27 protein-coding genes and 1 tRNA gene are annotated in these 25,219 nt (G+C 68.3%); 18 read left to right on the plus strand and 10 right to left on the minus strand.

Annotated elements, in window-relative coordinates:
* Positions 1 to 30 precede the first annotated feature (30 nt).
* From CGU34_RS15830 to CGU34_RS15860, 7 genes are all read left to right on the plus strand, one after another.
* On the plus strand, positions 31 to 1,377 hold the full coding sequence (locus CGU34_RS15830; protein WP_100814664.1) for a hypothetical protein: 1,347 nt from the start codon (positions 31 to 33) through the stop codon (positions 1,375 to 1,377).
* Positions 1,377 to 2,066, plus strand: a complete 690-nt coding sequence (locus tag CGU34_RS15835) for a DNA-3-methyladenine glycosylase (RefSeq protein ID WP_440344743.1) — start codon at positions 1,377 to 1,379, stop codon at positions 2,064 to 2,066. Before CGU34_RS15830 ends, CGU34_RS15835 begins: the two co-directional genes overlap by 1 nt.
* Positions 2,067 to 2,258: 192 nt before the next feature.
* Positions 2,259 to 2,495, plus strand: coding sequence for a 50S ribosomal protein L28 (gene rpmB / locus CGU34_RS15840; protein ID WP_036301133.1), 237 nt, complete (start codon positions 2,259 to 2,261; stop codon positions 2,493 to 2,495).
* Positions 2,495 to 2,665 (plus strand): 50S ribosomal protein L33, encoded by a 171-nt coding sequence (gene rpmG, locus CGU34_RS15845; RefSeq protein ID WP_036301131.1) that lies wholly within the window; start codon positions 2,495 to 2,497, stop codon positions 2,663 to 2,665. The genes rpmB and rpmG overlap by 1 nt, the downstream gene beginning before the upstream one ends.
* Positions 2,666 to 2,667: 2 nt before the next feature.
* Positions 2,668 to 2,973, plus strand: a complete 306-nt coding sequence (rpsN, locus tag CGU34_RS15850) for a 30S ribosomal protein S14 (protein WP_036301128.1) — start codon at positions 2,668 to 2,670, stop codon at positions 2,971 to 2,973.
* A gap of 376 nt (positions 2,974 to 3,349) precedes the next feature.
* Positions 3,350 to 3,637: an HU family DNA-binding protein gene (locus CGU34_RS15855; RefSeq protein WP_036301126.1), complete on the plus strand. Its 288-nt coding sequence runs from the start codon at positions 3,350 to 3,352 to the stop codon at positions 3,635 to 3,637.
* Between the two features lie 97 nt (positions 3,638 to 3,734).
* The gene (locus CGU34_RS15860) at positions 3,735 to 5,756 is read left to right on the plus strand and encodes a cytochrome c oxidase assembly protein (RefSeq protein WP_100814665.1); all 2,022 of its coding nucleotides are present in this window, start codon (positions 3,735 to 3,737) and stop codon (positions 5,754 to 5,756) included.
* On the opposite strand, the gene CGU34_RS15865 is transcribed toward CGU34_RS15860, so the two are convergent.
* A complete protein-coding gene (locus CGU34_RS15865; protein WP_232711711.1) occupies positions 5,728 to 6,861 on the minus strand; it encodes a hypothetical protein in 1,134 nt (377 codons plus the stop codon). The genes CGU34_RS15860 and CGU34_RS15865 overlap by 29 nt on opposite strands.
* Positions 6,862 to 6,940: 79 nt before the next feature.
* On the opposite strand from CGU34_RS15865, the gene CGU34_RS15870 reads away from it, so the two are divergent.
* Complete coding sequence (locus CGU34_RS15870; RefSeq protein ID WP_100814666.1) at positions 6,941 to 8,323, plus strand: ATP-dependent DNA helicase; 1,383 nt, start codon at positions 6,941 to 6,943, stop codon at positions 8,321 to 8,323.
* Positions 8,324 to 8,373: 50 nt separating this feature from the next.
* On the opposite strand, the gene CGU34_RS15875 is transcribed toward CGU34_RS15870, so the two are convergent.
* Both CGU34_RS15875 and CGU34_RS15880 read right to left on the minus strand, forming a co-directional pair.
* Complete coding sequence (locus CGU34_RS15875; RefSeq protein ID WP_100814667.1) at positions 8,374 to 9,030, minus strand: heme oxygenase (biliverdin-producing); 657 nt, start codon at positions 9,028 to 9,030, stop codon at positions 8,374 to 8,376.
* 43 nt (positions 9,031 to 9,073) lie between these two features.
* Positions 9,074 to 9,382: a DUF2470 domain-containing protein gene (locus tag CGU34_RS15880; RefSeq protein ID WP_036301180.1), complete on the minus strand. Its 309-nt coding sequence runs from the start codon at positions 9,380 to 9,382 to the stop codon at positions 9,074 to 9,076.
* 81 nt (positions 9,383 to 9,463) lie between these two features.
* On the opposite strand from CGU34_RS15880, the gene CGU34_RS15885 reads away from it, so the two are divergent.
* Together CGU34_RS15885 and CGU34_RS15890 are read left to right on the plus strand one after the other, a co-directional pair.
* Complete coding sequence (locus CGU34_RS15885; RefSeq protein ID WP_100814668.1) at positions 9,464 to 10,726, plus strand: serine hydrolase domain-containing protein; 1,263 nt, start codon at positions 9,464 to 9,466, stop codon at positions 10,724 to 10,726.
* On the plus strand, positions 10,717 to 11,601 hold the full coding sequence (locus tag CGU34_RS15890) for an EamA family transporter (RefSeq protein WP_440344744.1): 885 nt from the start codon (positions 10,717 to 10,719) through the stop codon (positions 11,599 to 11,601). The genes CGU34_RS15885 and CGU34_RS15890 overlap by 10 nt, the downstream gene beginning before the upstream one ends.
* Before the next feature lie 18 nt (positions 11,602 to 11,619).
* Here the strand turns inward: CGU34_RS15890 and CGU34_RS15895 are convergent, their stop codons facing one another.
* Positions 11,620 to 12,594 (minus strand): nucleoside hydrolase, encoded by a 975-nt coding sequence (locus tag CGU34_RS15895; RefSeq protein ID WP_332870632.1) that lies wholly within the window; start codon positions 12,592 to 12,594, stop codon positions 11,620 to 11,622.
* A 101-nt stretch (positions 12,595 to 12,695) separates the two neighbouring features.
* On the opposite strand from CGU34_RS15895, the gene CGU34_RS15900 reads away from it, so the two are divergent.
* Positions 12,696 to 13,544: a ribokinase gene (locus tag CGU34_RS15900; protein ID WP_036301112.1), complete on the plus strand. Its 849-nt coding sequence runs from the start codon at positions 12,696 to 12,698 to the stop codon at positions 13,542 to 13,544.
* Positions 13,545 to 13,549: 5 nt separating this feature from the next.
* On the opposite strand, the gene CGU34_RS15905 is transcribed toward CGU34_RS15900, so the two are convergent.
* Entirely contained in the window at positions 13,550 to 13,948 is a 399-nt protein-coding gene (locus CGU34_RS15905; protein ID WP_036301110.1) for an SRPBCC family protein, read from the minus strand.
* 58 nt (positions 13,949 to 14,006) lie between these two features.
* Between CGU34_RS15905 and CGU34_RS15910 the strand changes: the two genes are divergently transcribed.
* Positions 14,007 to 14,687, plus strand: a complete 681-nt coding sequence (locus CGU34_RS15910) for an SDR family oxidoreductase (RefSeq protein WP_036301106.1) — start codon at positions 14,007 to 14,009, stop codon at positions 14,685 to 14,687.
* Positions 14,688 to 14,931: 244 nt separating this feature from the next.
* Here the strand turns inward: CGU34_RS15910 and CGU34_RS15915 are convergent.
* Positions 14,932 to 15,005, minus strand: a tRNA-Gly gene (locus CGU34_RS15915).
* A 189-nt stretch (positions 15,006 to 15,194) separates the two neighbouring features.
* On the opposite strand from CGU34_RS15915, the gene dcd reads away from it, so the two are divergent.
* Positions 15,195 to 15,800, plus strand: coding sequence for a dCTP deaminase (dcd, locus tag CGU34_RS15920; RefSeq protein WP_036301104.1), 606 nt, complete (start codon positions 15,195 to 15,197; stop codon positions 15,798 to 15,800).
* Between the two features lie 97 nt (positions 15,801 to 15,897).
* Here the strand turns inward: dcd and CGU34_RS15925 are convergent, their stop codons facing one another.
* The gene (locus CGU34_RS15925) at positions 15,898 to 16,626 is read right to left on the minus strand and encodes a MarR family winged helix-turn-helix transcriptional regulator (RefSeq protein ID WP_051514021.1); all 729 of its coding nucleotides are present in this window, start codon (positions 16,624 to 16,626) and stop codon (positions 15,898 to 15,900) included.
* Between the two features lie 116 nt (positions 16,627 to 16,742).
* Here CGU34_RS15925 and CGU34_RS17475 point away from each other — a divergent pair, with 116 nt between their 5' ends.
* A complete protein-coding gene (locus CGU34_RS17475) occupies positions 16,743 to 17,318 on the plus strand; it encodes a MarR family winged helix-turn-helix transcriptional regulator (protein ID WP_232711713.1) in 576 nt (191 codons plus the stop codon).
* A gap of 51 nt (positions 17,319 to 17,369) precedes the next feature.
* Here the strand turns inward: CGU34_RS17475 and CGU34_RS15935 are convergent, their stop codons facing one another.
* The gene (locus CGU34_RS15935; RefSeq protein ID WP_036301100.1) at positions 17,370 to 18,761 is read right to left on the minus strand and encodes an MFS transporter; all 1,392 of its coding nucleotides are present in this window, start codon (positions 18,759 to 18,761) and stop codon (positions 17,370 to 17,372) included.
* Positions 18,762 to 19,055: 294 nt separating this feature from the next.
* On the opposite strand from CGU34_RS15935, the gene dnaK reads away from it, so the two are divergent.
* From dnaK to CGU34_RS15955, 4 genes are read left to right on the plus strand one after another with little or no spacing between them, the layout of a single operon-like run.
* On the plus strand, positions 19,056 to 20,936 hold the full coding sequence (dnaK, locus tag CGU34_RS15940) for a molecular chaperone DnaK (RefSeq protein WP_036301098.1): 1,881 nt from the start codon (positions 19,056 to 19,058) through the stop codon (positions 20,934 to 20,936).
* A 3-nt stretch (positions 20,937 to 20,939) separates the two neighbouring features.
* The gene (locus tag CGU34_RS15945) at positions 20,940 to 21,581 is read left to right on the plus strand and encodes a nucleotide exchange factor GrpE (RefSeq protein WP_036301095.1); all 642 of its coding nucleotides are present in this window, start codon (positions 20,940 to 20,942) and stop codon (positions 21,579 to 21,581) included.
* An 11-nt stretch (positions 21,582 to 21,592) separates the two neighbouring features.
* Positions 21,593 to 22,582 (plus strand): DnaJ C-terminal domain-containing protein, encoded by a 990-nt coding sequence (locus CGU34_RS15950; RefSeq protein ID WP_100814669.1) that lies wholly within the window; start codon positions 21,593 to 21,595, stop codon positions 22,580 to 22,582.
* A gap of 19 nt (positions 22,583 to 22,601) precedes the next feature.
* Positions 22,602 to 23,036, plus strand: coding sequence for a heat shock protein transcriptional repressor HspR (locus CGU34_RS15955; protein WP_036301088.1), 435 nt, complete (start codon positions 22,602 to 22,604; stop codon positions 23,034 to 23,036).
* 75 nt (positions 23,037 to 23,111) lie between these two features.
* Here CGU34_RS15955 and CGU34_RS15960 read toward each other — a convergent pair whose 3' ends face one another.
* Together CGU34_RS15960 and CGU34_RS15965 are read right to left on the minus strand one after the other, a co-directional pair.
* Positions 23,112 to 24,473 (minus strand): DUF2252 domain-containing protein, encoded by a 1,362-nt coding sequence (locus CGU34_RS15960; RefSeq protein WP_036301086.1) that lies wholly within the window; start codon positions 24,471 to 24,473, stop codon positions 23,112 to 23,114.
* A gap of 41 nt (positions 24,474 to 24,514) precedes the next feature.
* On the minus strand, positions 24,515 to 25,141 hold the full coding sequence (locus CGU34_RS15965; protein WP_100814670.1) for an LON peptidase substrate-binding domain-containing protein: 627 nt from the start codon (positions 25,139 to 25,141) through the stop codon (positions 24,515 to 24,517).
* Positions 25,142 to 25,219: the final 78 nt, after the last annotated feature.

Genomic DNA, 25,219 nt, shown 5'->3' on the forward strand with positions numbered 1-25,219 from the left:
CGCTCCTCGTTCACGCGTTCGCTTGCGGTCGTGATCGCCGCGCTCGTCGTGGCCGGCGCGGGCGGTGCGGCTTACAGTCTCACGCAGGGGCCTCGCGTCAGCACGGTCGCGATCGACGCGCTCTCCGTGGCGGAGGCGGCCGGGCAGCGAATCGTGTTCACGACCAATCAGCCCTTGGCTCCGATCGAGGCCTCGCAGGTCACGATCGAACCGGCCGCCCCGTTCACGATCGAGGCATCCGGCCGCAACGTCGCCGTCCAGTTCACGTATCCACTCGATGCCGAGACCGAGTACACGGTGTCGGTCGCGGGTGTCGAAAGCGCCTCGGGTGGCCCCACGGCGACCATCTCGCACGACTTCGAGACGGGCACGCCGCCGATCTACGTGCTGCAGCGGCGCGATGGTAACGACGATGCGGTGTTCCTCACGAACCTCACCGGCGATCAGGCCGTCCCTGTCTTCACCCACCCGCAGATCGAGGACTACCGGGCTTCCCGCGACGGCCTGGTCGTCGAGACGTCGGATGGTTCGGGCGCGGCAGCCCTCACCGGGATGGCTCTCGACGGCTCCGACCCCGCGCCCCTCGCCGTTCCCGGCGAGGGCACGATCGCCGGTCTGCAGATGGCCGACCACGACGGGCTGGTGGGGTATACGTACACCGACCTGGACATCTCGGCGACCTCCGGAATCGAGTCTGCCCTGTACGTCTCGCGGCTCGACGACCCCGACGCCGAGCCGCAGCGCATCGAGGTGGGCACGGATCCGCGGGTCGTGGACTTCCTGTTCGTGCCGCAGACCTCGTCGCTCGTGGTGCTGACCTTCGACGGGCAGCTGCGCCTCGTCGACACCTCTCGGCCGGACGCGGAACCGGTTCTGTTGGGCGGTGCCCTCGGGCTATCGGGCATCGAGCGGGGGAGTGGCCGTGTGATCGCGGAGCAGTCCGACGGCACGGTGCTGATCGATCTGACCGACCTCAGCGAAACGCCCCTGCCGCAATCGGCCGAGCTCGACGCGCTGGGGATCCCCGGACCCGTCGTGCCGACCGTGCAGGGCAAGACCCTGCGGACCTTCACGCAGATGGGTGAGGATGGCTACCCGGAGTCACAGGCCGTCGGTCTGGTCGATGAGGCCGGAACGTTCGAGCCCGTGTTCGGGCTGGAGGACGGAGGCGACGCTGTCATGCAGACGTGCGCCTCGCCGAGCGGGAGCCACGTCGCCGTGATCGTCTCGCCCGATCTCGCGAACAACCCCTACGACACGTACTCACGCCCGCTTCCGTCGCGGCTCGAGACGCACATCGTCGACGCGCGAACGGGGGAAGAGGTCACGGTCATCGACGGCACGGATATCTCGTGGTGCGCGGTCACTATCGGATGATGCGTCACTATCGGATGACCGACTACCGCCCGGCGACGCGTGAGGATCTGCTCGATACGGCCCTCGTCGTGGCGCCCCGGCTGCTCGGCGCCCGGCTCACCACGCTGGTCGACGGGCAGCGCGTCTGCGTCCGCATCACCGAGATCGAGGCCTATCACGGCCTCGGAACCGGAGAGGTGAGTGACCCCGGTTCGCATGCGCGTATGGGCGAAACCCCGCGGAACGCGACGATGTGGGGCGAACCCGGTCACCTCTACGTCTACCTCAGTCATGGCATCCACTCGTGCGTGAACGTCGTCACCGGGCCCGCGGGCGTTGCGGGCGGGTTGCTGTTGCGCGCGGGCGAGGTCATCGAGGGAACGGATGTCGCGACGGTGCGCCGGCCTGCCGCCCGGGCGCCGAGGGACCTCGCCCGCGGACCCGGGCGCCTCGGTCAGGCGCTGGGCCTCAGGCATCCGATCCACGACGGAATCGACGCGATCGCCGGGGTGGCGCCCTGGCCGCCCGAGCGCGCTGGAGCCGTCGCCCGCCTCGACCTGGCGCGCGCGCCGGTGCGCGACGTATCGCGCGGCCCCCGTGTCGGCGTCGCGGGCGTCGCGGGAACGAGCGCGTTCCCGTGGCGGTTCTGGATCACCGGCGATCCGACCGTTTCGGTGTTCCGTCCCGGGCGCGGCGCCGTCGAGAGCTGACGCCTACCGCGGTCGGCGGGCTGGGCGCGCAGACACGCCGTGCTAGGATCAATGTTTGTCTGCGCGCTTTCCCGTGCGCAGTTCGTGCCCATTCATCCCCTTCGAGCCGGAAACGGTTCCTTCGGGCGTGGGCGCAGACAAGGGATCTTGGGTGAGGCCGTCCGGTCTCACGGTATTGAAGGAGAAATCACTATGGCAGCAGTGTGCCAGGTGACAGGAGCCGTTCCCGGCTTCGGTCACTCGATCAGCCACTCGCACCGCCGGACGAAGCGCCGCTTCGACCCGAACGTGCAGAAGAAGACGTACTTTGTTCCGTCGCTGGGCCGCAACATCAAGCTCAACGTTTCGGCCAAGGGCATCAAGGTCATCGACGCGCGGGGCATTGAGTCCGTCGTCAAGGACCTCATCGCGAAGGGTGTGAAGCTCTAATGGCGAAGAAGTCTCAGGACGTACGTCCGATCATCAAGCTGCGTTCGACCGCCGGCACGGGATACACCTACGTGACGCGCAAGAACCGCCGCAACAACCCCGACCGCATCGTGCTGAAGAAGTACGACCCCGTTGTGCGCAAGCACGTCGAATTCCGCGAGGAGCGCTAAACATGGCGAAGAAGAGCAAGATTGCTCGCAACGAGCAGCGCAAGGTGATCGTCGAGCGCTACGCCTCGCGTCGCGCCGAGCTGAAGAAGGCCCTGGTCGACCCGACCTCCACCGACGAGCAGCGCGAAGAGGCCCGCCTGGGTCTGCAGAAGCTGCCCCGCAACGCCTCGCCCGTGCGCGTGCGTTCGCGCGACGTCATCGACGGCCGCCCCCGTGGTGTGCTGACGAAGTTCGGCATCTCGCGTGTGCGTTTCCGCGACATGGCCCACCGTGGCGAGCTGCCCGGTGTGACCAAGTCGAGCTGGTAGCCAGCAGCATTCGTTCCGAAAGGGCGGGGATTCTTCGGAGTCCCCGCCCTTTTGCGTACCCCCGCGCCGTCCGCCCTCGGGGGTGCTCCGCTGTCACACATCGATGTTCAGCGCGCGGATGAAGGTCGATGTGCGACAGCGGAGCGGCTCCAGGACGCCGCGCAAGCGCCCGCGGACGGGGCCTCAGCAGTCACATTCGTCACACGAGCACCGAAAATACCCCGAAGTTGGTCAGAAACCCGCGGAAAGCCGCGGAAATACGCGGCGGACGGCGATTCGCGGGGTAGATTCGACGCGGTCGATCGACCAGCCGGGCTGAACGGTCCGGTCACGTTTACATGAGGCGGCGCTTCGGCCGCCGCTGGAGGGTAACCCCATGGCTGACAAGTCCATCACCAAGACCGAGCTCGTCGCGAGCATCGCCAGCGCCACCGGTGAGAGCCAGGCCACGGTTTCGCGCGTCGTCGACGGTCTGTTCACGACCGTCGCCGAGGCCGTTGCCAAGGGCACCAAGGTCTCGATCCCGGGCTGGCTCGCGTTCGAGCAGGTCGACACGGCCGCTCGCACCGGCCGCAACCCGCAGACGGGCGCCGAGATCAAGATCGCCGCTGGCAAGCGCGTCAAGGTCACCGCGGGCTCGAAGCTCAAGGCTGCAGCGAAGTAGTCAGAGGTTCTGTGAGGGAGGATGCCGCACCCGCGGCATCCTCCCTCTGTCTGTGCCCGACGGCCGGGCGTGCACACCGTCCGCCTAGGCTGGATGGGTGAGCCCCCGAACCCTGCGCGTAGCCGGGCCTGTGATCCTCGCGGTCACCGCCTTTGCCGCCGCCGTCGTGGCGCTCGCCTACGGCGGGGGAGCGGACGCTCTCCTCGTGGGGGACCCCGGTCCCGTCGTGCGCTGGGGTCTTCCGATCGCGAATCTGGGTGTCAACCTCGGTGCCGCCGCGATGGCCGGGTCGCTCGTGCTCGCCCTCTTCGCGCTTCGCGCCGGTGACACCGAGTTCGACACGGCCCTCGACCTCGCGTCCGTCGGCGCCGCCGTCTTCACCATCGCGGCGGGGACGACCGGTTTTCTGACCTTCCTGAACACCTTCAACGCGACACCGAGCGCGGATGCCGCGTTCGGGCAGGCTCTCGGGCGGTTCTTGCTCGACCTGGATCTCGGCCGCGCGTGGCTCATCACCACGTTGGCCGGTGCGGTCATGACGGTGCTCGCCTTCGCGGTGCGCTCATGGACCTCCACTCTGTTGGTCGGCATCCTGGGTCTCGCTGCCATCGTGCCGATGGCGACCACGAGCCACGACGGTGCCGCCGCCAACCACACCGCGGCCGTCACGACGCTGGCGCTCCACATCGTCGGTGCCGCCGTCTGGTTGGGCGGTCTCGTGCTGTTGGTCGTGCTACGGGCGTCATCCACGCCGCAGCGGATGGCGCAGGTGCTTCCGCGGTACTCGACGATCGCGCTCGTCGCCTTCGTCGTCGTAGCCCTGTCGGGTTACGCGCGTGCGGCCCTCGGGCTCGGCTCGTGGGAGGCCCTGCTTTCGGCCTATGGGGTCATCATCGTCGTCAAGGTCGCGGCGTTGTTGGCCATCGGTCTGCTCGGCGCTCTGTATCGACGCCGCCTCATCGCACGGATGGGCGAGGGTGCCGCCGCGCGGACCTTCTGGAGCCTGATCGCTCTCGAGCTGGCGTTCATGGGAATCGCGAGCGGTGCCGCGGCGGCGCTCGCGCGAACGGCACCCCCGATCGGAGACATCCCGACCACCGACCCGACCCCGGCCGAGACCCTGACCGGATCACCCCTTCCGCCCGAACTCGGCCTGACCCAGTGGTTCACCGTGTGGGACATCGACCTGCTGTGGGTTCTGGTCTGCGGCTTCGCACTCTTCTTCTACCTGGCCGGGGCGGTTCGGCTGCACCGGCGCGGTGACGCGTGGCCGCTCTACCGCACGATCAGCTGGTGCGCGGGCATCCTGCTGCTGTTCTGGGTCGTCTGCGGACCCGTCGCCGCCTACGAGAACTACCTCTTCAGCATCCACATGGTCGGGCACATGCTGCTGACCATGGCGATCCCCCTTCTGCTCGTTCCGGGGGCACCGGTCACGCTCGCGGCGCGAGCGATCCGCAAGAGGGATGACGGAACGCGCGGTGGCCGGGAGTGGATCCTGTGGACGGTGCACACACCCGTGGCGCGGGTGCTCACGAATCCCCTGGTCGCGGCGGCGCTCTTCATCGGCTCGCTCTGGGTGTTCTACTACACCGACATCTTCCGCTGGGCGCTGAACGACCATCTCGGGCACCTCTGGATGATCGCCCACTTCGTCATCACGGGGTACCTGTTCGTGCAGTCGCTGATCGGGATCGATCCGGTGCCGTACCGCCTGCCGTACCCGTTCCGGCTGATTCTGCTGATCGGCATCATGGCGATGCACGCGTTCTTCGGAATCTCGATCATGTCCCAGTCGGGTCTGATGCTGGCCGACTGGTTCGGGTCGATGGGGCGCACCTGGGGCGTGCCACCGCTCGAGGATCAATACATCGGCGGGGGCGTCGCCTGGTCGGTCGGCGAGATCCCGACCCTGATCCTCGCGATCGCCGTTGCGATCCAATGGAGCCGCAACGACGACCGTGCACAGCGCCGACGCGACCGCCACGTCGATCGGGTCGGCGACGACGAACTGGACGCCTACAACGCGCGTCTCGCCGCACTCGCCGACCAGGATGCGCGAGGGGATTCCACCCGCGGCGCGAAGGTCACTAGCCCTCCGGCGACCCCACGAGAATAGAAGCCGAACCGTCGGGCAAGACGGTGATCTCGGCGTCGAGACCGAAGGTGACGTCCTCTTCCACCGTTCGCACCGAGCCGTCGAACAGCGAGCGGATGTCGACGCTGATGTGGGCCACGGCTTCCGCCGGCTGCATGGCCCAGCCGGCGCCGTCCGGCACGAGCGTGACGGTCGGGTAGTCGACGATCGACCACGTGGGTAGGTTCGCGATGCGGTTCTGCACGACGAAGCCGAAGGGGCATGCAGTGGGCTGCAGCACCTGTTGCGTCGCGCAGTCGTCGAGGAACGAGTCGACGCGTTCTTGCACGACGCTCACGAACTCTGCCGTCGGCTCGGCCTGCAGTTCGAGCGGAACACGTGCAAGCGGTTCATCCGCCAGCACATCGGCGCCGGTCGTTTCGGCGATCGCGGTGTCGACCGAGACCCGGTAGAGCCCGGGTGAGAACACCAGGAGCGCGACGGGGTCGAGCGGGGGCGCGTCCACACCGAGGGGCGAGACCTGCCTTTTGTCGAGCGTGAATCCGTTGACCTCGAACGCCATGGACCCACGAACGGTGACGTCGATCACCGCGAGTGGGCTCTCGGTGAATCGCCACGAGGGGAGGATGCCCCTCCATCCGTCCTGCTCGACGGTGAATGTCGAGGCGCCCTCGTTGCCGCCGGCGCGGAAGCCGATCGTCACCTCGACAGCGCCGTCGACGATACGCTCGCCGACGGCGCGGATATCGCTCAGTGCGCTGAGAGCATCCCGCCGCAGGAGGGCGTCCGACGCCGTCTCGGGCAGGCCCGCGTCGGCGAGATGTGTTGCATCGACCGCGACCCCGGGGATTTCGAGGGCGTCGGCGGCGCGGCCCGCCGCGATCAACCCCACGTAGCGCTCGACGAAGGCGCTCGGGCCCCAGAACTGCTGGTACAGGGTCGCCCAGCCCGCGCCGAGGGCGGAGATCAACAGAACCCCGACGATCGCGAGGATCGTGAGATCCCGGGAGAGGCTGGAGCGCCGGGGTGCACGCTGCGCGCCGCGCCGCGAGCCCGTGTCCACCGCACTTGGCGCGCGGACGGTCGCCGCGTCGTGCGCGCGCGTGTTTACAGCCCCCTCGTCCACCTGGCCAGTTTAGGCGGCGGTCTTCACGGACCCGGCAGGCCCGGGCGGGTGAGCGCCGTGGCGCGAATAGCATGTTGCAGTGACCACGCCGCTGCTGTCCTCAGAACAGGACGCGTTGTTCCGGCGCATCGAAGACACCAACGACCACATCTTCGTCACCGGTCGGGCGGGAACCGGCAAATCGACGCTGCTGCAGCATTTCGCGGCGAACACGGCGAAGCAGATCGCGGTCTGCGCCCCGACAGGTGTGGCGGCGCTCAACGTCGAGGGTCAGACGATCCACTCGCTTTTTCGCCTTCCCATCGGGTTGATCGCCGATCAAGAGCTCGAACAACCGGAGGCGACGCGCAAGATCCTGGGCGCGATCGACACCCTCGTGATCGATGAGATCTCGATGGTCAACGCGGATGTGATGGATGGCATCGACCGTTCCCTGCGCCAGGCTCGGGCACGCCGCGCCGAGCCGTTCGGCGGGGTCCAGGTCGTCATGTTCGGTGACCCATATCAGCTCGCCCCCGTCCCTCCGCGGGGGGACGAACTCGCCTACATTCGCGACCACTACCGCTCGTTCTGGTTCTTCGACGCGCAGGTGTGGGCCGGTGCGGACGCGGGTGGCGGCAGCGGTAATGGCGGCGGGACCGCGCTCGCCGGCTTCGGGGACCTCGGGCGCTACGGCTCCGAGCTGAACGTGCACGAACTCGTCGACATCCATCGCCAGTCCGACGCGGCGTTCAAGGCGATGCTCAACGCGGTGCGTTACGGACGCGTCACGGCAGACATCGCGGGCGTGCTGAACGGCATGGGCGCTCGAACGCCCCCCGCGCCGGAGGCATCCGAGGCCCCCACCATCACGCTCGCAACGCGCAACGATCGCGTTTCGGCGATCAATCGCAAGCACCTCGAGGCTCTGCCGGGACGATCGCAGACCGCTATGGCCGAGATCACGGGGGACTTCGGTCGGGGCGAGGGTGCGTACCCTGCGGACGTCGAATTACAGATCAAAGTGGGTGCACAGGTCATGTTCCTGCGCAATGACATCGCCTCGTTCGGCGAGGCGCCTCGCTGGGTGAATGGCACGATCGGCACGGTGACGCGCATCACGGGCGGAACGGTACGGGTCGAGGTGGATGGTCGCGAACACGATGTCGAGCCCGCGGTGTGGGAGAAGTACCGCTACAACTACTCGCCGCTGACCAAGCGCATCTCGCGCGAGATCGTCGCCGAGTTCCACCAGTTTCCATTGCGACTGGCGTGGGCCGTGACGATCCACAAATCTCAGGGCAAGACGTACGACCGTGCCGTGATCGACCTGGGTCAGGGGGCGTTCGCGCCGGGGCAGACGTACGTCGCGCTCAGTCGGCTCACATCGCTCGAGGGCCTTTACCTCTCGCGTCCGCTTCGACCGAGCGATATCCGCGTCGATCCGGACGTCGAACGCTTCATGCGCTCCGTCCGCGGCTGAGGTCCGGCGGGGGCCCCGCCAGGCGGACGACGTCTCAGGCGACGGATGCCTCAGGCGACGGATGCTTCGGTGCGCGCGCGCTCGAGGTCCTGGAACAGATCGGTGTTGAACTGGTACGCCCGCAGCACCTCGTCGACGACGCGCTCACGCTCTTCGTCGTCCCACGGAACGGCGTCCAGCTGCTCGCGGTAGACGTCCTTGAACGCGCGGGGGTCCGCGATGTCGTCGAAGACGTAGAACCCGACGCCGTTCGTTTCGAACCCGAAACGGCGCTGCATGACGCGTCCGATGAAGATGCCGCCGGAGAGGTCGCCGAGGTAGCGCGTGTAGTGGTGCGCGATGAAACCGCCCGGCCAGGTCGCCCCGACCTCTTCGATGCGAGCGACGTAGCGCTCGGTGGTGGGGAGCGGACGGATGCTGTCTGCCCAGTCGGGTCCGATCAGGAACTCCAGGTCCGCCTCGAGCGCCGGCAACCGGGTCAGTCGCTCGGTGATGAAGGGAGCCGCGACGGGATCGCTCGACATCCGATCCGCGGCCGCCTCGAGGGCCCGGTAGATGAAGTAGTGCTGCGCGACGAGCGAGATGTAGTCGTCGCGGGTGCCCTCGCCCTTGAGCAGGCCGGACATGAAACCCTCGCCCTCGCTCGCGGAGTGGGCGCCGCTCGAGCGCTGACGGAGCAGGGTGGAGAACGGAACGACGTTCGACATGCAGACAGCATAGCGGGCGAATTTAGGATGCCCTAAGTAAATTTTACGCGTGGGGCCGAGGTTCGATTCCGAGCTCAGCGCAGGCCGCGTCGTAGAGGGCGACGACCTCGCGACGCACCTCGGGACGTTCGCTGATCGGGGCGCCGGGCCACGGTACACGCAACGCCGAAGACGTGCCCGCGGCATCCGTGACACTCCACTCGGCACCATCGCCGTCGAACCCGGTCATGACGGCGCCCACCGCTGCCGGGTGACCGAAGGCGCGCGCGATCAGAAGGTTGTCGTCGTTGTGATCGCTGTTCATGTGGTGCAGCACCGCCGAAACGGTGGCGTCGTCGAAAGCATGCGGCATCTGCACAGCTTAGGACGGCCGGGCGTGATGGAACCGTGACATCGAACCCATAAACTTCTGGGGACGACGCCGGAGGTGAGCATGGCCGCACGATGGACGCGCCGGCGTACCCTCGGTACAACAGCGGCGCTGTTGGCGGCGACTCTGGGCCTTGCGGGTTGTGCCGCCGATGGCCCCCAGGACGTCGACCTGCCCGCTCAGGCAGAGGCTGCCCTGGCGGATGACGTCGTCACTCAGCTGGACGAGGCCGTCCGCAGCGCGATGGCGGCCACCGCGTCCACGGGCGCGATCGCCGGGGTGTGGTCGCCGTGGAGCGGCAGTTGGGTCTCGGCGATCGGTACGGATGCGACGGGATCCGTGCTCACGTCCGACATGACTTTCCGCGCGGGTGATGTGACCCGCATGATGACGTGCGACGTGCTCTACGCGATGGTCGATGACGAGCTCGTCGCTCTCAACGATTCCGTCGTCGACTACGTTCAGGGCGTACCCTCCCTCGAGGCCGTGACGCTGCTCGATCTGTGCAACGGTACGGGCGGCATCGGGGCGTATGAGCCTGTCGTCGGTGCGTCGTGGATCACGAACCCGGAGCGGGTGTGGCATCCGCTCGAGATCGCGTCGTTCGGTGTCGGCCAGCCGCGATCCGCGGTCGGTACCGAGTACCGCGACTCTGACTCCGGCTACGTGCTGCTCGGTATGGCGCTCGAGCGGGCGTCCGGGCAGGATGCCGCCGAGCTGTATGACCGCTACATCTTCACCCCCCTTGGCCTCGACAACACGACGCTGCCGGGTACGCGGCCGGCCCTTCCGGGCACCGATCCGCTGCACGGTTATCGCATCCTCTCGAACGCGGACGGATCACTTGCGTGTGATGCGCCGCTGGATGTCTCGACCCTGTCGTCGTCCGTCGGCTTCACGGACTCGGGGGTCGTTTCGACGGTGACCGACCTCGGCCGTTACGTGCAGGCCACGGCGGTCGGCGCGCTCGCGCCGGAGTCCGCCGAGGGCCGCTGGTCCGCTCCGTTGCCCGTCTACGCCGGAGCCCCGGCGTGGTTCACGACGACGGGTGGAGCACTTCAGGCGGGATCGCTCGTCGGCCAATACGGCGGATTGCCCGGCTACCTCACGGCCGCGTTCGCGGATCCCGAGACCGGAATGACCGTCGTCGTCGTACTCAACAACTCGACCGCCTCGGCCCAGGTGATCGGTGATCTCGCCTTCGAACTGGCCGCGATCGCTTCGAAGGCGCCGGCCGCGTCCGGTGCGACGGCACCCGAGTTCGGGCTGCCCTGGACCGCGCAGCAGTACCACGACTCGATCAACCAGACGAACATCTGCCGGTGACGCGGGCGCCCCTCGGCCGCCCCGGCGCCGTGGCGCTCGTCGTCGGAGGCCTGGCGTGCCAAGAGCTGGGCGCTTCGCTCGCCGTCCTGCTGTTTCCCGCGGCCGGACCCCTCGGAATGGTCATGCTGCGGCTGGTGTTCTCGGCGATTCTGCTGTTCGCGATCGCCCGCCCGTCCCTCCGCGGGCGGAGTTCTGGTGCGTGGCGCGCCGTCGTCGCCTTCGGGCTCGTGCTCGCGTTGATGAACGGATTCTTCTACCTGGCCCTCGAGCGCCTGCCGCTCGGCGTGACCGTGACCATCGAGGTGCTGGGCCCGCTCGCCTTGTCGGTCATCGTCGCGCGCCGGCTGTCGGCCTGGCTCTGGGCGGTTGTGGCGCTCGCGGGTGTCGCACTCCTGGCGGGCGGCGGATGGGACGACCTCGACCTGCTCGGTGTGTTGTTCGCGCTCGCCGCGGCGGCATGCTGGGCCGGATACATCCTGTCGTCGGCGCGAGTCGGACGCGAGTTCTCGCAGCTAGACGGGCTGGCCATCGCGATGGGAATCGGCGCGGTCGTCGTGCTTCCGTTCGGCATCGCGGACGCGGGTGCGGCGCTCCTGAACCCCGTGACGCTCGGCTTGGGCGCCGCCGTCGCGGTGCTCTCATCGGCCATTCCCTATGCACTGGAGCTGACCGCGTTGCGTCGGCTGCCCGCATCCGGGTTCGCGATCCTGATGAGTCTCGCCCCCGCCATTGCGACGCTCGCGGGCTGGATCCTGCTCGGGCAGATGCTCACGGCACTCGAACTGGCGGGCATCGCGCTCGTGATCATCGCCAGCATCGGCGCTGTCCGCGCGAGCGGGCGGGCGGCGGATGCGGCGGCTCAGCCCGTCGGCTGAGGCTCGGGCGGGCGCCGCTCAGCTCGGTGAGGTCATCCCCGTCAGGACCTCAACCAGGTGAGGACCGAGGGGGCGGTCGATCTCGCGCACGAAACGGGTGCGGTGCCCGTCGTGGTGCAGATCACCCAGGCGCTGATTGCGCAGGTCGGCGATCGTCTGTCCACGGCCCGGGCCGGCGCTGGTGTCGACAGTGATCGGCACGAGCGGTGCACGGGTGGCGGTGACATCGCCCACGGCGAGTGCGGCAGCGAGCGGGTCGTGCAGGGCACACATCCGTCGTCCGTAGGTGGGTTCGTAGAAATCGAAGTAGTGATCGAGGATCTGGCCGAGGGCGCGGGGGAAGGGCGCGTTCGCAGCGAGCAGGGTCTCGCGGTCGGCCTCTTCGAGGGTGTGTTCCATCGTCACGTCGAGGGGCACGAGGGTGACGTCCCAGTCCGCGGCGAACACGTCGGCCGCGGCCTCGGGATCGTTGCCGATGTTGGCCTCGGCGACCGGGGTGATGTTGCCCGCCGCGACCCCCGCGCCGCCCATGATCGTGACGGAACGGATGCGTTCGGTCAGGGTCGGGTCGGCCCGCAGGGCCAGCGCGAGGTTCGTCAGTGGGCCGATCGCGACGATCTCGAGCTCGCCCGCAAACTCGTGCGAGAGATCGAGCAGCAGGTCGACCGCGTGTCCGTCTCGCGGTTCGCGGGTGCTGCGCGGCAGCTCGACATCCCCGATCCCGTTCGCGCCGTGCACGTGGGGCGCGCCGCCGCCGAAGCCGTGACTGAGGTGGTCGTGGGCGCCGATCGCGACGGGCACGTCGGGCTGGCCTGCCAGAGCCAGCAGGTCGAGCGTGTTGCGCGCGGCGGGCGCCGAGGCCAGGTTGCCGCTCACGGTGCCGATGCCGACGAGCCGGACGGCGGGGGAGGCGAGCAGGTAGCCGAGGGCGACGGCGTCGTCGACGCCCGTGTCACAGTCGAGGTAGAGGGGGCGGGGCGTGGCGGCGATGATGTTCTCCTAGCGGGGCCGAGGGCTCACTGGGTTATACCCCGGCGAGGGTGGCATGGGCAAAACGTGGGGCCCGATACCCGGAGGGTGATGGAATGGCGGGTATGGCACTTTCCGCTCTCGCGCCCCTCGCCGTCGTCGGCAGCATCAATGTCGACCTGACAGCCAGCGTCGCGCGCCTGCCGGGGCCGGGCGAGACCGTCCTCGGCGGAACGCTTGCCCGTGAGCCCGGTGGCAAGGGGGCGAATCAGGCCGCGGCGGCCGCGCGACTCGGCGCGCCGGTGCGGATGATCGGATGCGTCGGCGACGACACCGACGGACGCTGGATGCTCGAGGGCCTTGCGAACGCGGGCGTCGACGTCAGCGGCGTGTGGCTCGGCGATGAACCGACCGGCACCGCGCTCATCACGGTCGACGCGGAGGGCGAGAACCAGATCGCCGTCTGTCAGGGCGCGAACGCGGATGTCTCGTTGCTCGGTGTCTCGTTCGACGCCGCGGAGGCGGTGCTCGTCCAGCTGGAGATTCCGATGGAGATCGTGACCGATCTTGCGGTATCCGTGCCCGGGTTCTTCGCCGTGAACGCGGCCCCCGCAACGCCCTTGCCCGCCGCGGTGGTCGAGCGGGCGGACCTGATCATCGTCAATGAGACCGAATTCGCCCTGCTGCCGGAGGTTGCACGGGCTCGCGTCGTCGCGGTCACCTACGGTGCGGAAGGCGCCGCCCTCCGTCGAGACGGAATCGAGGTGGCGCGGGTCCCCTCGCCGCGCGTCGAGGCCGTCAGCTCGGTCGGCGCGGGCGACGCGTTCTGCGCCGCACTGACGCTGGCGCTGCATGCCGGCTGGGATGACGAGGCCGCGCTCGTCGCCGCCTGCGCCGTCGGGGCCGATGCGGTGAGGCATCCGTCGGCGCAACCGCCGCTGCGGGCGCTCGTCGAGTACGCGTCGCTCGGCTGAGGTCTTCAGCGCGACGGGCTCTCCACCTGTGCGGCAAGACGCTCGAGGTCTGCCTCGACCATTCGGATGTCCCGGGCGAACTCGTCGTCGGTGAGCTCGATCTGACGGACGGTGAAGATCACCTCGCAACCGTCCGGGTGGGCCACGACGCGCAGGGGGTTGGTGACGACCGTTCCCGAGGGCAGGCTCACGTCGTGATCGAGCACGCCGAATGTGTTCTGCTCCACGAAGCGGACGCGCACCTGTCCCATCGGTGACTCGACCACGAGGTCGTCGCCGTCGCGGGTGACGTTCGACTGCGCCAGACCGGCAGCCCATGCCGGCAGGTTCTCGACGTCCGACGCGTATGCGTAGACGACATCGGCAGGCACGGGGATGACTCGGCTGACGTGGTGGCTCCTCATGCCCTTAGCCTGGCACGCGTATGCCCCGGGTCTTGGGCGAGCGCGTTACCGTTGCCGGATGGATCTGCAACTTCGAGACCGAGTCATCCTTGTCGTCGGCGGTCATGGCCTCGTCGGTCGCGCCGTCGTCGCTCAGCTGGCGGCGGAGGGAGCCGTGGCCGTGCCGGCGTCGCGAACGAGCGCCACGGGCCTCGTGATGGACGCCGCCGACGACGCATCCGTGTCCGCAGGGATCTCGCGGATGCTCGAATCTCACGGGCGCTTGGATGGCGTCGTCGTGGCCGCTGCCCCGAGCGCGCGAACCCTGGATCCCTCCAAGAACTCGGAGCCGGCACAGGTGGGCGAAGCTGTCGATGGGAAGGCTCTGACATTTCTCCGCGTCGCGAACTCGGCCCTGGGGCCAATGCGGGCGAGCGGCTACGGGCGCATCGTCGGAATCAGCGGCCAGAATGCTTTCGTTACCGGCAACATGGCGGGTTCGATCCGCAACGCGGCGCTCATCATTGCCGCGAAACACCTCGCGGATGAGATGACGGGAACGGGCGTGACCGTGAACGTGGTGAATCCCGGGATCGTCACGGAGGACCCTTCGGCGGATGTGCCCGTCGGTTCGAGCGGCCAGTCGACGCCCGCGGACACGGCGCGGCTGGTCACGTTCCTGCTGTCCCCGCTGTCGGGAACGGTGAGTGGCGAGTCCATCGCGGTGGGGCACCGTACGCGCGGCTTCGTCAAGCTCTGAGCCTCGGGCGAGCGGATCCACCGTCGCGGGTCGGTTCCTGCGGCACCCACGCGAAAGTCCCGCCGCGCGGCCTGCGGCCACACGTCGGGACTTTGGAGGGGCTGACGGGAATCGTCCCCACCGCCTCTCCACACGTCGCTGCGCGACGCGCGGAGCCTCTGGCGGCGTGGGCCCACCGTCGGTTCGATCCCCAACCACACGACGATCGCCCCGCCGCTCGGCCTGCGGCCGAACGTCGGAGCGATGGAGGGGCTGACGGGAATCGAACCCGCGCTATCTGCTTGGGAAGCAGAAGTTCTGCCATTGAACTACAGCCCCGGAACGCCTCGCGGCGCCCGGCCAGCCTAGCAAACGGCCGATGCGGCCCTCGCGCTGTTCGCAATTCAGTCTCGACGACTCGAGCCGGATGCCGGTGAGCCCAGAATCCGCGTGATCTCGGGAAAATGTCACGCGGGCCGGTTCGCGGGGACTGAATTGCGAACACGATCGGCTCGGTAGGCTGAGCCCGTGCTGCTCTCGGATCGCGATATCAAGCTCGAACTCGACGCGCGGCGGATCGGTCTCGAGCCCTACGACCCGCAGATGGTCCAGCCATCCAGCGTCGATGTGCGGCTCGACCGGTACTTCCGGCTGTTCGACAACCACAAGTACCCCTTCATCGACCCGGCCGAGGATCAGCCCGAGCTGACGCACCTGATCGAGACGGCGCCCGACGAGCCGTTCATCCTGCACCCGGGCGAGTTCGTGCTGGGCAGCACCTTCGAGCTCATCTCGCTCCCCGACGACGTTGCCGCCCGACTCGAGGGCAAGTCTTCGCTCGGCCGCCTGGGTCTGCTCACGCACTCGACCGCCGGGTTCATCGACCCCGGATTCTCCGGTCACGTCACGCTCGAGCTCTCCAACGTCGCGACCCTGCCGATCAAGCTGTGGCCGGGCATGAAGATCGGGCAGCTCTGCTTCTTCCGCCTGTCGTCGCCGACCGAGAACCCCTACGGCTCCGGCCCCTACGGCAACCGGTATCAGGGGCAGCGGGGGCCCACGGCATCCCGTTCGTTCCAGAACTTCCACCGCACCGATGTCGGCGTGACCGACTCGGGCGCCGCCGGAGGCTGACGCCCGAGCGATCTTGACGCGCGAGAGGACGCAACATGCCGTGTGGTCGCGTTGAGCGACGGCATGTTGCGTCCTGTCGGTGAGGAGTTAGTGCGGATCAGGATGCCTCGGCGCGCTCCTTCGCGGCCCGGAAGCCCGCGTCGAAGCCGCGCTCGAAAGCGCGCTCCGCGTGGCGCTCGCCGCGGTGTCCGTGCCGGTGCTCGCCCCGACCGTGGGGGCCGTCGTGCTCGGGTGAACCGTGGTGACCTCGTCGATGTCCGAATCCAGGGCCGAACCCAGGCGCAGATCCAGCGCCGAATCCCGGCGCGAATCCCGGCCGGAACCCCGGACCGAACCCGCGGCCAGGCCCGAAACCAGGGCGTGCGTGGCGGCCGAATCGAGGCATCCGTTCACTCGCGTCCCCGCCCAGCTCGCGGGCGATGGCTTCGAGTGAGGCGGTCATGGTCGCGTAGTCCTCGGGGCTCACGGCGCCCGAGACCCGCTCGCGGATGCCGTCGACGATCCCGGAGAGTCGCGCCTTCGCGGCGCGCCCCTCGTCGGTGAGTGTCCAAGAATCCTCGGTGCGAGCGACCCAGCCCCGGTCTGCGAGAGCACGCAGGCGCTTGCCTCCGCGTCCGTGCAGACGGGATGCAAGCCAGCCGGGCACGTCGCCGTCGCCGGACACCGCGTTCAGCAGCATCCAATCGCGTCGGTCTACGTCCTCGTGGGCGAGAGCCGTCGCGAACTCGCGACCGATCATCGTATCGACGGCGCGCAGCCAGTAGCCGAGGGGAAGGCCGGGGCGCTCGTGCGAGTCGCCGTCGTGATTGTTCTGTGTGTCAGTCATGGAAAGTCCTTTCAGGGTGTCCGGATGAACAGCCGGACTCGGTGCATGTCATCATGCATGCATATGTACTGTGACATGTAAGGGGATCGATGTCAACTCGCATGTAAATTAAGGGGATGCCTCACGACGGATCCTCACCTCGAGACGATGCACCGCACGGCGGGGACGACGCTGACGCGATCGCCGCGGCTCTCGCGCGTTTGCGCGGGCGCCGCATGCCGAGACCTCCCTGGGCCGAGGAAGGCTCGCAGCACGGCCCCGGCATGCGCGGCGGTCCGGGATGGATGCGCGGCGGACCCCACCGGGGTGGGCATCCGCACGCGGGCTCACCCCCATGGGTACCGCCGCGCCTGGGCGGACCCGCGCGAATGCGGCTGCTCGAGACCCTGGCCCAGGCATCCGGTCCGCTGTCGGTCGGTGAGATCGCCGACGCGATCGGTGTTGATCAGCCTCGCGCGTCGCGGCTGGTGCAGCAGGGGGTCGAGCTCGGTGTCGTGCGTCGTGAGGCCGACCCCGACGACGCGCGTCGAACGCGGGTGGCGCTGACGGATGCCGGTTCGGCCCTGGTGCGCGGCTTCCGCGGCGACCGGCGCGAAGCCGTCGACCGCGCTCTGTCATCGTTCACGGAACAGGAGCGCGCAGATCTCGCCCGGCTGCTGAACAAGCTCGCGGACGGGTGGCCGCAGGGCTGAACATCAGGCATCCGTTGACCGTTCGCGACGCAGCGGGGTGAAGGTCCCAGGTCAGGCGCGGTCGGCGATGCGCTGCCCGGCCTTGACCGGCAGCAGAAGCAGAAGACCGATCAGCAGGACCAACACGATGCCCAGGATGCCGAAATAGGCCTCGCCCGAAATGCCCACGAAGATCGCGAACATCGTCGGCGCGAGGAACGAGACCGCGCGTCCCGTCGTGGCGTACAGGCCGAAGACCTCGCCCTCGCGCCCCGGCGGGATCGAGCGGGCGAGGAAGGTGCGCGAGGCGGACTGCGCGGGCCCGACGAAGAGGGTCAGTGCGAGGCCGGCCGTCCAGAACACGATCTGCCCGCCGTCGTGGAGGAAGAAGACAAGAGACCCCGAGACGATGAGCCCGATCAGGGCGATGACGATGACGGGCTTCGCTCCGATGCGGTCATCGAGCGACCCGACGGCGATCGTCGATATTCCGGCGACGATGTTCGCGGCGATGGCGAAGATGATGACCTCGCCCGCAGAGAACCCGAAGACGGATGCCGCGAGCACCCCACCGAATGTGAAGACACCGGCCAGCCCGTCCCGGAACACCGCGCTGGCGAGCAGGAACCAGACCGTCTGGCGGCTGTCGCGCCAGAGGTGGGCGATGTCACGCCCGAGGCGCGCGTAGGAAGCGAAGAAGCCGACCTTCTCGCGGCGCGTCCCTGCGCCCTTGTACTCGGGCACGGCGAAGAGGACGGGGAGGGCGAAGAGCCCGAACCACACCGCGGCGACGATCATCGAGAGTCGCACGTCCAGGCCGTTATCGCTGGGGAGCCCGAAGAGCCCCTGGATGAAACCGAAGTAGACGATCAGGAGCAGGACGATGCCGCCGACATACCCCATGCCCCAGCCGAAGCCGCTGACGCGTCCGATCGAGCGCGGCGTCGAGACCTGCGTGAGCATGGCGTTGTAGTTCACGCCCGCGAATTCGAAGAAGACGTTGCCCGCGGCCAAGAGCAGCAGGCCGAGCCACAGGAACGAGGGGTCGGGCTGCACGAAGAACAGCGCGAGGGTGATGCCGACGACGATGTAGGTGTTGACCGCGAGCCAGAGCTTGCGGCGACCCGAGGTGTCCGACCGTTGCCCGGTGACGGGGGCGAGAAGCGCGATCAACAGGCCCGCGGCCGCGAGGGCCCATCCGAGCTGGGCTTCGACGGTGCCCTCCGGGCCGAAGCTCGAGCTCGTGAGGTAGACGGCGAAGACGAAGGTCGTGACGACCGCGTTGAACGATGCCGAGCCCCAGTCCCAGAGACCCCAGGCGATGACGCGCTTGCGGCTGGTGCTCGCGGGTGTGTCGCCGGCAGCGCCGAGGGCGGCCAGGGTGTCGGTGGATGTCGCGGGTGCCACCCGGGCAAGGTTCTCGGGCGTGTGGGCCTCAGCGTTCGGACGGTCGGGGTCGCTCATGTGCGGCAAGTTATGGCCCTTCGGTGAACGGCGGGTGACCCGGGCCGCGACGGTGCGGCGCGCTCAGGCTATACCCGGCGTCGCTCAGCGGCGGATGCATCCGTCAGCATCCCTCTCGCTCCTCAAAGTTGAGCCAGTTCATATCAAGTTCATTTGACGTTCTCTCGAGTGGGGGATACCCTTGAGTCATAACGGCTCAACCCGTCCGATTCACCCCGAACCGGACGACCTCGAGCCCACAGACTTCAGGCCGCGGCATCCGTCCGGCCTCACACGAAGAAGAGAGAGACACACATGCCACGTGCAGTTGGAATCGACCTCGGCACGACCAACTCGGTCGTCAGCGTCCTCGAGGGCGGCGAGCCCAAGGTCATCGCGAACGCCGAGGGCTTCCGCACGACCCCCTCGGTCGTCGCATTCACGAAGGACGGCGAGGTGCTCGTCGGCGAGACCGCCAAGCGCCAGGCCGTGACCAACGTCGACCGCACGATCTCGTCCGTCAAGCGCCACATGGGCACCGACTGGACGTTCGACGTCGACGGCAAGAAGTACACCGCGCAGGAGATCTCGGCGCGCATCCTCGGCAAGCTCAAGCGCGACGCCGAGGAGTACCTGGGCGACAGCGTCACCGACGCCGTCATCACCGTTCCCGCGTACTTCAACGACGCCGAGCGTCAGGCGACGAAGGAAGCCGGCGAGATCGCGGGCCTCAACGTCCTCCGCATCATCAACGAGCCCACCGCGGCCGCCCTGGCCTATGGCCTCGACCGCGGCAAGGAAGACGAGCTCATCCTCGTCTTCGACCTCGGTGGCGGAACGTTCGACGTCTCGCTGCTCGAGGTGGGCAAGGACGACGGGTTCTCCACGATCCAGGTGCGCTCGACCGCCGGCGACAACCGTCTCGGTGGCGACGACTGGGACCAGCGCGTCGTCGACTACCTGATCAAGCAGTTCAAGGACACCACGGGCGTGGATGTCGCGGGCGACAAGATCGCTCTGCAGCGTCTCAAGGAAGCCGCGGAGCAGGCGAAGAAGGAGCTCTCGAGCTCCAGCTCGACGAGCATCAACCTGCCCTACCTGTCGCTCACCGAGAACGGCCCCGTGTCGCTCTCCGAGACGCTGACGCGCGCCAAGTTCGAGGACCTGACGAAGGACCTGCTTGACCGCACCAAGAAGCCGTTCGAGGACGTCATCCGCGAGGCCGGCATCAAGGTTGCGGACATCGACCACGTCGTGCTCGTCGGTGGCTCGACCCGTATGCCCGCCGTTGCCGAGCTCGTCAAGCGGGAGGCCGGCAAGGAAGCCAACAAGGGCGTCAACCCGGACGAGGTCGTCGCCGTCGGCGCCGCCCTGCAGGCCGGTGTGCTGAAGGGTGAGCGCAAGGACGTTCTGCTCATCGACGTGACCCCCCTGAGCCTCGGTATCGAGACCAAGGGTGGCATCATGACGAAGCTCATCGAGCGCAACACGGCCATCCCGACCAAGCGCAGCGAGACCTTCACCACGGCCGACGACAACCAGCCGTCCGTGGCGATCCAGGTCTTCCAGGGCGAGCGTGAGTTCACGCGCGACAACAAGCCGCTCGGAACGTTCGAGCTCACCGGAATCGCTCCCGCGCCCCGTGGCATCCCGCAGGTCGAGGTCACCTTCGACCTGGACGCCAACGGAATCGTGCACGTGTCCGCCAAGGACAAGGGCACCGGCAAGGAGCAGTCGATGACCATCACGGGTGGCTCGTCGCTACCCAAGGAGGACATCGAGCGCATGGTGCGCGAGGCCGAGGAGCACGCCGCGGAGGACAAGAAGCGCCGCGAGTTCGCCGAGGTCCGCAACCAGGCCGAGACGCTCTCGTACTCCATCGAGAAGCTCATCCAGGACAACGCCGACAAGCTGCCCGAGGACGTCAAGTCGTCGGTGCAGGCCGACGTCGATGCGCTGAAGACGGCCCTCGCCGGCGATGACGACGAGGCCGTGAAGTCCGCGTTCGACACGCTCAACGCGAGCCAGGGCAAGCTCGGCGAAGCCATCTACGCCTCGTCGCAGGCGGCGGGCGATTCGACGGGCTCAGGGACCGACCCTGACGCGACCGACCCGGGCAACGGCGAGACGCCGAACCCGGAAGAGGACGTCATTGACGCCGAGGTCGTGGACGACGAAGACGAGAAGAAGCAGTAGGACATGGCAAACAAGGACGACGAACGCCCCGAGGGGCAGGGCGCCGGTCCTGATGGCACGCAGGGGCCGGAGGAGCAGTCCTCCGGCCCCGTGTCGCAGGATGGGGTGTCGCAGGACGGTACGTCGCAGGATGGCTCGAACGCCCAGGCCGACGAGCTGACGCTCGACGACATCCTGGGTGCGCCGCAGAACGCGGATGCTGCAGCTCAAGAAGCCGTGCTCGCCGATCTCGAGTCGGCCCTGTTGGGCGACCTCAAGCGGCTGCAGGCGGAGTACGCCAACTACCGCCGCCGCACGGAAGAGCAGCGCGAGCGCGAGATCGAACGGGCGAAGGGCGAGGCCGCCAAGGGCCTTCTGCCGGTGCTCGATGATCTCGACCGCGCCGCGAAGCACGGCGACCTGCAAGAGGGCACACCGTTCTCGGCGATCGGCGAGAAGATCCGTACGGTGGCTGAGCGGCTCGGCGTGACCTCGTTCGGTTCTGCCGGCGAGGCTTTCGACCCCCAGGTGCACGAGGCGATCTTCCAGCAGCCCATCGCGGGCACGGAGGTGCCGACGGTGCTCGAGGTCGTCGAGGTCGGTTACCGGCTCGGCTCGGTGGAACTGCGGCCCGCCAAGGTCGTCGTCGCCGTGCCGGCAGAGTAGACGGAGCGGCGATGGCTAGCCAGGACTGGTTCGACAGGGACTTCTACGGTGTGCTCGGCGTCTCGAAAGACGTCACGCCGGCCGACTTGAAGAAGGCCTACCGCAAGCTTGCGCGCACGTATCACCCCGATTCCAACCAGGGCGATGCGAAGGCCGAGGCGAAGTTCAAAGAGATCAGCGAGGCGTACTCGGTGCTCTCGGACGCCGGGCAGCGAGAAGAGTACGACCAGATCCGCGCCATGGGTTCGGGTGCTCGCTTCACCGCGGGTGGCGGCCAAAGTCAGGGCTTCGAAGACGTCTTCAGCCGGTTCGGCCAGGGTCGCGGCGGGCAGCAGGCCCCGGATTTCGACGACATTTTTTCGATGTTCAACCAGCAGGGCGCGGGCGGGTCCTTCGGATCCGGCCGGTTCGGTCAGACATCCGGTGGTTTCCGTGGCTACGGCGGACCGACGCGCGGCGCAGATATGACGGCGCGCACGACGGTCGACTTCGTCACGGCGACCAAGGGCGAGACCATCACCCTGCAGGGTGAGGACGGCAGCCCGTTCAAGGTCAAGATCCCCGCGGGTGTCGCGGACGGGCAGAAGATCCGTCTGCGCGGACGCGGGCGACCCTCGCCCGATGGCGGGGAGACGGGCGACATCGTCGTGCAGGTCACGGTCAGGCCGCACCCCGTCTTCACGCGCGACGGCCTGAACCTGCGGGTAACCGTGCCCGTGACGTTCACAGAGGCGGCGCTCGGCGCCACGATCGAGGTTCCGACGCTCGGTGGCGATCCCGTCAAGCTGCGGGTCGCCCCCGGCACGCCCTCGGGTCGCGTGCTGCGCGTCAAGGGACGCGGCGTGCAGACCCAGAAGGGCACCGGTGATCTGCTCGCCGAGGTCCAGGTGGCCGTTCCCGCTCATCTGGACGATGCGGCCCGTGAGGCGCTCGAGCGGTTCCACGAGCTGGAGCCGAAAGAGAACCCGCGTGCCGACCTGATGGCCAGGGCGCGGGGTTAGGGCGCTCATGATGAATGGGATGCGCGGCGAAGAGATCGACGAGGATGCTCCGATCTTCGCGATCGCGGTCGCTGCCGAACTCTCGGCGATGCATCCTCAGACCCTGCGCCAGTACGACCGGCTGGGACTCGTCGTCCCCGCCCGCACGCAGGGCGGTTCGCGGCGGTACTCGACGCGTCACGTCGAGCAGCTGCGAGAGGTCGCGCGCCTGTCGTCCGAGGGCATGAGCCTTCCGGCGATCGCGCGCATCCTCGAGCTCGAAGAAGACGTGCGGACGCTTAGACGTCAGGTGCGCGAGCTCGAGTCGCGTGTTCGGGCTGAGGTGCAGAATCGCCCCGGCGCGCGTGTTTTCGCGGCCGGCACGGCGGGTGCGGTCATCACGCTCCGCCACGGCAAGCGCGTGCGTCGCGCGACCGACATCGTGCTCTGGCGCCCGGGGCATCCCGAAGACTGAGCGCGAAACTTCAGCTTTGTCTCGTTTTGCCGTGCTTTTTCAGACATAGCTGAAGTTTCGCGCGCTGTATGCGGCTCAGGACTGGGCGGCGAAGGCCGCGTGATCCTGGCGGGATAGCTCGGCGTAGGCGTACGACCAGTCGACGATCGCCTCGGCGACGGCGCGGCCCCCGCCGATGTAGCCGGCCACTTCGGGTGCGGCCGGCGACTGGCCGTGCGCGCGGGCGAGCACGATCGCGCACGCCTGCGCGTAGCGACGGAACGGTCGATCCTCGAGCGTCTCGATGTCGATGCCGCCCTTCATGTCGTGGAACTGGCGCACGTAGTAGTCGTTGCCGTTCGCGCGCAGATGACCGAGGAACGGGTCCGACACCGCCTGCAGGATGCGTTGCATGGCCACGACGCGCGCGCCCTCTCCGTTGAGGTCGATGTGCTGGGTCAGACTTGTCGGCTGGCGGATGCCGCCGTACTGGGCCAGGACGCTCTGCCCCGCCTGCTTCGCCTGCAACAGCAGGAGATTGCCGTCTCCGTCCTGGAACGCCGTCAGGAAGCACCGCGTGCCGACGCTGCCGACGCCCACGACGCGGCGGGCCATGTCGGACGCGACGTACTGCTGCACGACCATGCGCACATCGACGTTTGCGGAGGCGAGGTAGTCGGCGATGAACCGGTGCAGTCCCTCCTCGATCTCGTCCGAGACGTGCGTCATCGTCGGGGCCTGCTCGACGAACGTCACGCGCCCATCGATCACCTCGGTCAGTCGGCGAGCGGCGCGCTCCGAGGTGCGCTTCTGCGCGTCCCGAATGGCGGCGCGCAAGGCGTTGGCCGACGCCGCGTCCATGGCCTCGAGTCCCGCCTGAGCGTCGAAGTGCTCGTAGTAGCGGTGCAGGGGGCTGTGACGACGCCCGGAGGAGAGCGATTTGGCGTATCTCTTGACCGTGGCGAGGGCAGTCTCCCTCACCACCGCTTCATCGCGGCCCGTGTCCTGCCCCGCGATGATGACGCTCGCAACCAGCCGCTTGACGTCCCACTCCCAGGGAGCCCAGGCGGCCTCGTCGAAGTCGTTCAGGTCGAAGACGAGGGTGCGAAGGGGGCTTGCGTAGAAGCCGAAGTTGGCGACGTGCGCATCGCCCGACGAGCCGACCAGGATGCCCGAGTGCGGGTCTCGCGCGAGGTCCGCAGCCATGACCGCCGCCGCGCCCCGGTAGAACGCGAAGGGGCTCGCGGCCATCCGTTCCCGGCGTATGGGCACGAGTTCGGGAACGCGGGGTTCATTCTGCTCGGCCAGAATGCCGAGCGGGTCGCGACCCGTCGTCGTGAGCGTCGAGAGCGCGGCGCGGGGAATGCGTGAACGTGCGGATCGACCAGCCTGAGCGTAGCTCTCGCGCGAGGGGGGCGGGGTCCACGGGGGACCGGCTGAAGAATCGGCAGCGCTCATGAGCCCATCATGCCGTCAGAGAGCGTGCGGCCGGCGGATGCTCAATCGTCGAGTTCGAACGGCGACGCGGTCAGGCGGATCAGCTCCTCCGCCTCGGCACAGAAGCCCTCGATCCGGTCGAAGAGCTGGGTCAGCGACGTCGATCCGAGCAGCGCGTATCGGTCGATGGTCTGGATCGGGGCGATCCCTGCGAGCTGCCAGGCTGCGGTCACGGGATCGTCGGCCAGCTCTTCATCGACGGACCACGGCACATCGACGTATTCGGAGGCCGTCGCGAGCAGTCTCCGGACGCAGCGCTCGGTCTGCCGGTGTCTGTCGGCGAGATCCGGCGTCCACTCCAGCGCCGGCAGATCCCGCACCTCCGCCAGCGGGTACGTGTCGTGATCCAGCCAGCGCACGACCTCGATGCGGCGGCCGCCGCCGGCGACGGCCATTGTCGAACTCTCCAACGCGTAGCACGCCCGAACGTGCGCGACCGTGCCGATGGGGAAGCGCTGGTCGCCGCCGCCGACCTCGGTTCCGCGCTCGATGAGCACCACGCCGAACTCCGCGTCTCCGGTCATGATGTCGGCGAACATCGCCAGATACCGCGGCTCGAAGATGCGCAGGGGAAGGGGCATGCCCGGCATGAGCACCGACTCGAGCGGAAACATCGGCATGATCGCCATGTTCTCAGCGTGCCATCGGTTCGAGGGGGTGGGGGCGGCTCCGCCTCGATCCGCCTCGAGCAAGACGCCGGCGCGGGA

Origin of the sequence: Microbacterium lacus (assembly GCF_002812805.1) — a bacterium.
GTDB lineage: Bacteria > Actinomycetota > Actinomycetes > Actinomycetales > Microbacteriaceae > Microbacterium > Microbacterium lacus_A.

Excerpts from the sequence above, each read along its gene's own strand:
- CGU34_RS15835 (WP_440344743.1), top strand. The coding sequence starts at position 1,377 with ATGCGTCACTATCGGATGACCGACTACCGCCCGGCGACGCGTGAGGAT.
- rpmB (WP_036301133.1), top strand. The coding sequence starts at position 2,259 with ATGGCAGCAGTGTGCCAGGTGACAGGAGCCGTTCCCGGCTTCGGTCAC.
- rpmG (WP_036301131.1), top strand. The coding sequence starts at position 2,495 with ATGGCGAAGAAGTCTCAGGACGTACGTCCGATCATCAAGCTGCGTTCG.
- rpsN (WP_036301128.1), top strand. The coding sequence starts at position 2,668 with ATGGCGAAGAAGAGCAAGATTGCTCGCAACGAGCAGCGCAAGGTGATC.
- CGU34_RS15855 (WP_036301126.1), top strand. The coding sequence starts at position 3,350 with ATGGCTGACAAGTCCATCACCAAGACCGAGCTCGTCGCGAGCATCGCC.
- CGU34_RS15875 (WP_100814667.1), bottom strand. The coding sequence starts at position 9,030 with ATGTCGAACGTCGTTCCGTTCTCCACCCTGCTCCGTCAGCGCTCGAGC.
- CGU34_RS15880 (WP_036301180.1), bottom strand. The coding sequence starts at position 9,382 with ATGCCGCATGCTTTCGACGACGCCACCGTTTCGGCGGTGCTGCACCAC.
- CGU34_RS15885 (WP_100814668.1), top strand. The coding sequence starts at position 9,464 with ATGGCCGCACGATGGACGCGCCGGCGTACCCTCGGTACAACAGCGGCG.
- CGU34_RS15900 (WP_036301112.1), top strand. The coding sequence starts at position 12,696 with ATGGCACTTTCCGCTCTCGCGCCCCTCGCCGTCGTCGGCAGCATCAAT.
- CGU34_RS15905 (WP_036301110.1), bottom strand. The coding sequence starts at position 13,948 with ATGAGGAGCCACCACGTCAGCCGAGTCATCCCCGTGCCTGCCGATGTC.
- CGU34_RS15910 (WP_036301106.1), top strand. The coding sequence starts at position 14,007 with ATGGATCTGCAACTTCGAGACCGAGTCATCCTTGTCGTCGGCGGTCAT.
- CGU34_RS15925 (WP_051514021.1), bottom strand. The coding sequence starts at position 16,626 with ATGACTGACACACAGAACAATCACGACGGCGACTCGCACGAGCGCCCC.
- CGU34_RS17475 (WP_232711713.1), top strand. The coding sequence starts at position 16,743 with ATGCCTCACGACGGATCCTCACCTCGAGACGATGCACCGCACGGCGGG.
- CGU34_RS15935 (WP_036301100.1), bottom strand. The coding sequence starts at position 18,761 with ATGAGCGACCCCGACCGTCCGAACGCTGAGGCCCACACGCCCGAGAAC.
- dnaK (WP_036301098.1), top strand. The coding sequence starts at position 19,056 with ATGCCACGTGCAGTTGGAATCGACCTCGGCACGACCAACTCGGTCGTC.
- CGU34_RS15945 (WP_036301095.1), top strand. The coding sequence starts at position 20,940 with ATGGCAAACAAGGACGACGAACGCCCCGAGGGGCAGGGCGCCGGTCCT.
- CGU34_RS15950 (WP_100814669.1), top strand. The coding sequence starts at position 21,593 with ATGGCTAGCCAGGACTGGTTCGACAGGGACTTCTACGGTGTGCTCGGC.
- CGU34_RS15955 (WP_036301088.1), top strand. The coding sequence starts at position 22,602 with ATGCGCGGCGAAGAGATCGACGAGGATGCTCCGATCTTCGCGATCGCG.
- CGU34_RS15960 (WP_036301086.1), bottom strand. The coding sequence starts at position 24,473 with ATGAGCGCTGCCGATTCTTCAGCCGGTCCCCCGTGGACCCCGCCCCCC.
- CGU34_RS15965 (WP_100814670.1), bottom strand. The coding sequence starts at position 25,141 with ATGGCGATCATGCCGATGTTTCCGCTCGAGTCGGTGCTCATGCCGGGC.